The organism is Caballeronia sp. LZ028, assembly GCF_031451415.1.
Taxonomy (GTDB): domain Bacteria; phylum Pseudomonadota; class Gammaproteobacteria; order Burkholderiales; family Burkholderiaceae; genus Caballeronia; species Caballeronia zhejiangensis.
In genome coordinates, this window is sequence record NZ_JARUXN010000025.1 from 1 (window position 1) to 6,528 (window position 6,528).

At 57.8% G+C, this 6,528-nt stretch carries 10 protein-coding genes, 1 pseudogene and 1 other annotated feature; of the genes and pseudogenes, 9 read left to right on the plus strand and 2 right to left on the minus strand.

Annotated features, from left to right (window positions below):
* From QCE58_RS33725 to QCE58_RS33755, 7 genes and pseudogenes are all read left to right on the plus strand, one after another.
* On the plus strand, positions 1-214 hold a 214-nt coding region (locus QCE58_RS33725; protein WP_309781230.1), incomplete at its 5' end, for a hypothetical protein.
* 304 nt (positions 215-518) lie between these two features.
* Positions 519-722 (plus strand): cold-shock protein, encoded by a 204-nt coding sequence (locus tag QCE58_RS33730; protein WP_008344606.1) that lies wholly within the window; start codon positions 519-521, stop codon positions 720-722.
* Between the two features lie 217 nt (positions 723-939).
* On the plus strand, positions 940-1,167 hold the full coding sequence (locus tag QCE58_RS33735) for a hypothetical protein (protein ID WP_250522741.1): 228 nt from the start codon (positions 940-942) through the stop codon (positions 1,165-1,167).
* A 98-nt stretch (positions 1,168-1,265) separates the two neighbouring features.
* Positions 1,266-1,553: a hypothetical protein gene (locus QCE58_RS33740; protein ID WP_175982994.1), complete on the plus strand. Its 288-nt coding sequence runs from the start codon at positions 1,266-1,268 to the stop codon at positions 1,551-1,553.
* A gap of 272 nt (positions 1,554-1,825) precedes the next feature.
* Positions 1,826-2,068: a hypothetical protein gene (locus QCE58_RS33745; protein WP_008344600.1), complete on the plus strand. Its 243-nt coding sequence runs from the start codon at positions 1,826-1,828 to the stop codon at positions 2,066-2,068.
* A 274-nt stretch (positions 2,069-2,342) separates the two neighbouring features.
* Entirely contained in the window at positions 2,343-2,669 is a 327-nt protein-coding gene (locus QCE58_RS33750) for a hypothetical protein (protein ID WP_160172936.1), read from the plus strand.
* 94 nt (positions 2,670-2,763) lie between these two features.
* Positions 2,764-4,013, plus strand: a pseudogene (locus QCE58_RS33755) (IS3 family transposase).
* Positions 3,066-3,182: a sequence feature (AL1L pseudoknot), on the plus strand. It overlaps the preceding pseudogene by 117 nt.
* A 62-nt stretch (positions 4,014-4,075) precedes the next feature.
* Here the strand turns inward: QCE58_RS33755 and QCE58_RS33760 are convergent.
* On the minus strand, positions 4,076-4,879 hold the full coding sequence (locus QCE58_RS33760; RefSeq protein ID WP_008344592.1) for a transglutaminase family protein: 804 nt from the start codon (positions 4,877-4,879) through the stop codon (positions 4,076-4,078).
* A gap of 65 nt (positions 4,880-4,944) precedes the next feature.
* Complete coding sequence (locus tag QCE58_RS33765) at positions 4,945-5,355, minus strand: transglutaminase family protein (RefSeq protein ID WP_235366293.1); 411 nt, start codon at positions 5,353-5,355, stop codon at positions 4,945-4,947.
* On the opposite strand from QCE58_RS33765, the gene QCE58_RS33770 reads away from it, so the two are divergent.
* Both QCE58_RS33770 and QCE58_RS33775 read left to right on the plus strand, forming a co-directional pair.
* Complete coding sequence (locus QCE58_RS33770; RefSeq protein WP_235366295.1) at positions 5,237-5,581, plus strand: hypothetical protein; 345 nt, start codon at positions 5,237-5,239, stop codon at positions 5,579-5,581. The genes QCE58_RS33765 and QCE58_RS33770 overlap by 119 nt on opposite strands.
* Before the next feature lie 348 nt (positions 5,582-5,929).
* Positions 5,930-6,439, plus strand: a complete 510-nt coding sequence (locus QCE58_RS33775; RefSeq protein WP_235366294.1) for a hypothetical protein — start codon at positions 5,930-5,932, stop codon at positions 6,437-6,439.
* Positions 6,440-6,528 lie beyond the last annotated feature (89 nt).

Here is a 6,528-nt window from a genome sequence, read left to right on the forward strand (position 1 = left end):
GAGGCTTCTCGCACTTGCTCGAGGAAATGCGTCTGCATTCGTCGGCAAGGACTGTTCGACCGGCGCGCCCTTCGGATTTGACAGCGAGCCAGAATCTGGTCGCCGAAAGAATTCCAAGAAAGGGCTCGGTATTCCGGTTGTGACGCCGTCCGTAACACGCTCGCCCCAGGATACTTTAGATCAACGAAATAAATACTCTTTCGAGTCCGTTTGACGCAGCGCCGCTGATGTGCAATTCGCGTGTTGGAGCCGAATCTGAAATATCCGCCCTGAGCGCCGAAGCGAATCGCAACGCGCCGCCATCTTGAGGCCGGGCGATCGTGTAAGTCGACAATGTGTAATAAAACAGGGTCCTTGACGCACCAACGCCGAGGTGATATTGTGGGTCGCGAAAATTCAAGAATTCGATTGCTGTTCATCAATAGTTCCGTTCCCCTCCGCGGTATTCGTTGCCCTCTCCTTCCTTGATGCTTCCGCTGCTCCTCGTGGAGCAATATCTCTATTTTTCAAGGACGATCATGGACACCGGCATCGTAAAGTGGTTCAACGACAGCAAGGGCTTCGGCTTCATCACCCCGGATAGTGGCAGCGACGATCTTTTCGCACACTTCTCCGAAATTAGCGGCGAAGGTTTCAAGACGCTCGCCGAGAACCAGAAAGTGAGCTACGAAACAAAGCGCGGCCCCAAAGGTCTGCAGGCAGCGAATATCAAGCCGCTTTAACGCAATGTTTCGCCCGGCGTCGCGACGTGGACGCTCGGGCTCATCGCCCGCCGCCGAGCGAAACCCCTCCTCTCCCCGCCGTCAGCGTCTCTTCCTAACCCTGGTAGGACGCGCTCTAAAGACGCCCTCGCTTATCACGACGCGTGTCGCCCGATGCAGATCCATGCGCCCATCATGGGGCGCGGCGCGCGTAATCCTCCATATATAGAACTACAAAATGCAAACCCAAAAATCCCATCATCACTATCGCGGCTACGCCGTTCATCCATCTGCGCATCGCCTGCCAGACGGTTCGTTTTCGTCGAACCTCCTGTTGTCAAGCCTGCGGTCGGGCGCTGCCGATGCGCAGTACCGTTTTTTTTCGCTCGGCTATTTCGCCAGCGAACATGAGGCAATCCGACACTCCTCTGATTGGGCCCAAAACTGGGTTGACAACTGCGGGTAGTCGTAACGCTGACTCCGCCGAGGCGGACCGCCACCCGCGCGAAATTTAATCCGGGCACGCATTTGCGCGTATAGTGGGAACGCCCTTGGAGAAAGATCATGTCAACCTTGCCGCCTCGCATTTACAAGGGCTTCGAGCTGCACCCCCTTGTCTTCGCACGCAAATTCGATCGGTTTGACCGGCATTCCCGCTATGACGAAGGCTTTGAGGTCGCGGTACGCGTGTCCCGTCAAGAGGCCGCTGGCGCGGCCGGCGCGAGCCGTGTATTCCGGTTGAAGCTGGCGGCGGCAATCTCAGATTTCGGCGCTGCACGACGTGCCGCATGGCAGCAAGGCGAGGACATCATCGATGGAAAGATTGATGGCGCGGACGTCAGCGATCTGTAACCTCAGGTTTTCTATACGTCCAAACTACATGAACACCTTATCACCGCCATTTGATCGAGCGAGACGCTTGCCCTTGGCCGCCGGGCTGAATCAAGCGAGAGCGCTACGTATTTGAGAGTTTGGATAACGAAATGTCTTGCGAAAGCCGATGCGCTTCGCGCGATTCGGTCCGGCCATAGCGCCCGTGCATGCGCATGCACAACTGGCGATAATCAAAACCGCTACCGCACAACCCCACAAAGAGGCGCGTGATTTACTTCAAGGAGCGTCTCATGTATCGCATCATTCCCTATCGTGGCTTCGAGATTCACGTCGCGTTAGCAGTATCCGCCGAAGACTTGTATGACGTGACTTTCCAAATTAAGGGCGGTGGCAATCTCGGCGTACTCGGAGCGCGCGGCCACGGCATCAAAATTCATAACGGCCCGTTCACACGGAGATGGTCTTATCTCATTGCGGAAAGCGCCGGGCAAGCTGCGATCGACGCACTGCTTGGCCCCTCGAGCGCGGACTAACCGCAGGTTCCAATTCAGGGCCATGTGCGCATCCGACCGCTATTGAATATGCCACATCCGCAATCTAAATGAACGACCGAAAACGAATCAGCATAGCCGAGAGCAACGAACCCGAGATCCCCAAGCTCAGCGAAGACCAATCTGCCGAGGACGCCTTGCTTCGCGGCGACCGCGATGCTGCCCTTGGCGGTCGCCCGTACGATAAGACCGTCGCAAACCTGCCCGATAGATCGACGGCCGCCACACAGCAGACGGCGCCGGGTCTCGCCTGCTCTTGCGTCAAGGCTTCTTCGCCTCGGACCGGGCAGCAATAGGTACGGTCCAACTCGCCGCTATCGGTGTCACTCGCATCTTCGCTCAGATCATCCATCTGCTTTCTGGCCTGGTCGCCGACCCGTTGAGCGTGACGCTTGGCGTCCAGAACGGGATCGTCCGTTGCTTTGCCAACACCCTCATTGACTGTGCCGTTCTTGCTGTTCACCTTTTCCCCGAAAGCCGTCACTCCCTCTTCATTCGCCGTCGTCTTCCGTGGATATTCCCACGCAAGGCGGGCTACTTTAAACATGCGCGCACCGATGATGCCGGTGGTAGTAAAAACTGACGTCCCGTCGAATGCTTACCGGAGACAAGCACTCGATTACGCTTTGAAGCGCACCGGGTTTTCCGGAGACCTCAACTCCTGAGAGAATGAGGAAATGGAAAACATCGACAAAGCAAAACGGAAGACAGCGCCGAAGTATTCGGCCGAGGTGCGCGAGCGAGCGGTTCGTATGGTGTTCGAGCACCGTTCGGAATACGCCACGCAGTGGGAAGCGATTCAGTCGATCGCCGGGAAGATGGGCTGTTCGCGCGAGACCCTAAGAAATTGGGTCCGTCAAGCTGAGAGCGATCGTGGTGAGCGAGCAGGCCCTGCGAGGCAAGAGGAAGATCGGATCCGCGAGCTTGAACGAGAGGTCCGGGAACTGCGCCAGGCGAACGAGATCCTGCGTAAGGCCTCGGCCTATTTCGCACAGGCGGAGCTCGACCGCCGACCGAAGTGATGATCGCATTCATCGACGATCACCGGTCGGCTTACGGGGTCGAGCCGATCTGCAGAGTATTGCCGATCGCCCCGTCGACTTACTACCTGTATGCGTCGCGGCGCGCTGATCCACGTAGGCTGCCAGCGCGGCAACGGCGTGATGTATTGTTGTGCCAGCACATCCGCCGCGTTTGGGAAGAGAACTTTCGCGTGTACGGTGCGCGCAAGATCTGGCGACAGTTGCTGCGCGAAGGATTCAGAATTGCGCGTTGCACCGTTGAACGGTTGATGAGGCGACTGGACCTGCAGGGTGTACGGCGGGGTAAGTCGATACGAACCACCGTGCGCGATGAAAGCGCGCCTTGCCCGCTTGATCATGTGCAGCGTCAGGTCAAGGCGTCAAAGCCCGACGCACTGTGGGTTTCCGACTTCACCTTAGTCGCGACTTGGCAAGGACTCGCGTATGTTGCCTTCATCGTTGACGTGTTTGCGCGACGCATCGTCGGATGGAGGTTGTCGAGTTCAGCGCGTACCGATTTCGTATTGGATGCGCTGGAGCAAGCACTACACGAGCCCCGACCAGCAGAAGGTAACCGTTTGGTACATCATTCGGATCGCGGGTCGCAATATGTTTCCATTCGATACACGGACCGGCTAGCTGAAGCAGGGATTGAACCGTCAGTCGGCAGCGTAGGCGATTCATACGATAACGCGCTCGCTGAAACGATCAACGGCCTATACAAGGCAGAAGTTATTCATCGCCGTGGCCCGTGGCGTAATGTGCAGGCGGTCGAACTGGCGACGCTTGAATGGGTGAACTGATTCAATCACCGACGTCTGCTTGAACCTATCGCCAACATCCCACCGGCCGAAGCGGAAGCCCGTTACTATGAGCAACTCGCTGGAGTGCCGATGGCTGCGTAACTCCAGCAAAACGGTCTCCGAGATTCCCGGTGCGCTTCACCCCGCAACCGAGTCGTTCGGGCTCACAAGGGTGCGCAGTGGACGTCGAACTTGATCAGCTTGGTCGGGCCGACCGTATTGCTGATGGCGACATCGGCGGCATCGCGACCTCGCGCCATCAGCACGCGGCCAATACGCGGCACGTTGTTGCGCGGGTCGAAGGTCTGCCATGAACCGCCCACATAGGCTTCGAACCAGGCCGCGAAATCCATCGCGCTATACGGTGGCGGCACGCCGACATCGCTGATGTAGCCGGTGCAGTAGCGCGCCGGAATATTCATCGCGCGGCACAGCGCCACGGCCAGATGAGCGAAGTCGCGACAAACACCCTCGCCTTCCTCAAACGCCTCGAACGCGGTCTTGGTCGGTCGTGCGAACCCGTATCCGAACTTGATGTGGCGATGCACGTAGTCGCAGATCGCCTGCACCCGATCACGCCCTGGAGCAGTCGCGGCGAACAGTTTCCACGCCATGGCGGACAACAGGTCGGTTTCGCAATATCGGCTGCCGAGCAGAAACACCAGGCATTCATCCGGCAGCGTCTCGACAGGATGCTGATGCCCGAGCGGCTCGCGCGTCTCGGGTCGATCGGAGATTTCAAGCAATGCGCTGGTGGACAGTGAGATCAGCCCCGACGGCGCGACGATTCGGCTGCACAGATTACCGAAGCTGTCGCGATACTGCGTGATCGGCACGGGTGGCTCGACCACCAGCAGATCACCTGACAGCACGTCCTGCGCGCGGGAGAAGTGCGTGTTCAACATCAGCATCATCGGGGTCGGCTGCGCACACTCGTAGATCAGTTCATAGCCCACGCGGAGTTTCATCGAATCATCCTTGCATTGAGAAGTCATGGGGCGCGGAGGCGCAAAGATGTTTCCATCAATTGTCTTCAGTTACGCTCACGTCTACGTCGAGACTCCGGAACGAATGCATCGCGCCGTGCCATGTTCCCCACAGCGGCAGCGCCTGATCCGAATTCCATGCTACGGCCACACAAATCAGATGCCGGTTTCCGACGATGCTGTTGGTCGGATCGAAATCGACCCAGCCGGCACCGGGAAGATAAATCTGCAACCATGCGTGCGTCGCACCGCCGCCCAGGGTCGTGTCGTGGTTCGGCAACGAAGATATAGCCGCTGACAAATCGTGCCGCCAGGCCCAGCGAGCGGACCGCATCCATCATGAGCACCGCGAAATTCCTGCAACTACCGCTGCCCAGCCGTAACGTCTCGGCGGGTTGGTTGACGCCCTTCTCGACTCGCCGCACGTACGTGAAGCTGTTCTTGATCTCGAGCGTCATGCTGCGCAGCAAGGTCATCGTTTCGGTCGACCCGCTCGGTCCGATGAAACGTCGCGCCCATGCGTCCACATCGTCGGTGAGGATCGGCCGGCTTCGCGCGTTCACGAGATTCGACGCTTCCTCGCTGGTGTACGCGAAGGGCCACTTCGACGCATACCCCTTCCAGCAAATAATCGGGCAGTGGCGCTTCGTAGTGTTCGAGTGTCACCTCGCTTCTGAAGACTAATTCGGACGCCTCACCCGAGAACGACGTTGGGGGCTGCTCATTGCGTCACGCCATGACGAGACTTGGCCACCATTTCGCTCCCAAGGGTTCAATCCACGGAAATGCGCGAATGAATCAACCGAGACTCGGAAGCGCGTCAAATACCCGGAACATCGAATGAAAAATGGAGCATGAGGCAGCTTCTACCGGACGGCACGATAAGACCTTCGGAAGCGCCGACATGAGGTAAGACTGACCCACGCATGAGACCATGCAATGCGCGGCGGCACTTCGGCTATTTCTTCTTCGTAGCGCTCGTCGAACCCGAAGTCTTGGGAACCGGGATTTTGAACGGATCGGCCACCGGAGATGACAGTTTTTTTGTTTGTTTGGGCTTTTTTGCTTCGCGATTACTTCGCATTTGACCTTTTGCCATTTTTGCGCCCCTGTCTTTCGGCCACGGAACGGACCGCCATTTGGTCCATTCTGAGCGTATTTTTAATCGCTGTCGCGATTTATTTAATTGGCTCGACGACAGGCCCCGAGAGCCGTGTCCGCAAATTTTCTCGATGTATCGCCCGTCGAAGTCTGACGATTGTTCTTGCTTTGTTCCGCCATGCGGCGCACGCTCGCCTGGCTGACTGCACACGCTGCGGCCTTCACCAACCTTCCCTTTTATTTTCGAACATCAACATGCAAAAACGAATCCCGACCGACCCCGCCGCGCCGTTCAGAAGGCAAGACCTCACGGCAACTCAAAAGGCTCGCGCAGAAGCCTTGCGGCAGGCAGAGTCCGACCGTGCCGAAAAGCGACTTGAGAACGATGCGCGCATCGACGTCAATGCCGCGAAGTGGCGTTTTCTCTCATCGACGGACTAGATCGCTTCAAAGCTTCCCTCAGACGATGTATCGCCGCGACGTACTTGTTCTGCCATTCCGGCTATTTTGGCGAGATGCGTCGAGCATTT

Bases quoted from the DNA above. Each gene is read 5' to 3' on its own strand.
- QCE58_RS33740 (WP_175982994.1), top strand. From the start codon at position 1,266: ATGTCAACCTTGCCGCCTCGCATTTACAAGGGCTTCGAGCTGCACCCC.
- QCE58_RS33745 (WP_008344600.1), top strand. From the start codon at position 1,826: ATGTATCGCATCATTCCCTATCGTGGCTTCGAGATTCACGTCGCGTTA.
- QCE58_RS33775 (WP_235366294.1), top strand. From the start codon at position 5,930: ATGACAGTTTTTTTGTTTGTTTGGGCTTTTTTGCTTCGCGATTACTTC.
- QCE58_RS33765 (WP_235366293.1), bottom strand. From the start codon at position 5,355: ATGACGCTCGAGATCAAGAACAGCTTCACGTACGTGCGGCGAGTCGAG.
- QCE58_RS33760 (WP_008344592.1), bottom strand. From the start codon at position 4,879: ATGAAACTCCGCGTGGGCTATGAACTGATCTACGAGTGTGCGCAGCCG.
- QCE58_RS33735 (WP_250522741.1), top strand. From the start codon at position 940: ATGCAAACCCAAAAATCCCATCATCACTATCGCGGCTACGCCGTTCAT.
- QCE58_RS33730 (WP_008344606.1), top strand. From the start codon at position 519: ATGGACACCGGCATCGTAAAGTGGTTCAACGACAGCAAGGGCTTCGGC.
- QCE58_RS33770 (WP_235366295.1), top strand. From the start codon at position 5,237: ATGAGCACCGCGAAATTCCTGCAACTACCGCTGCCCAGCCGTAACGTC.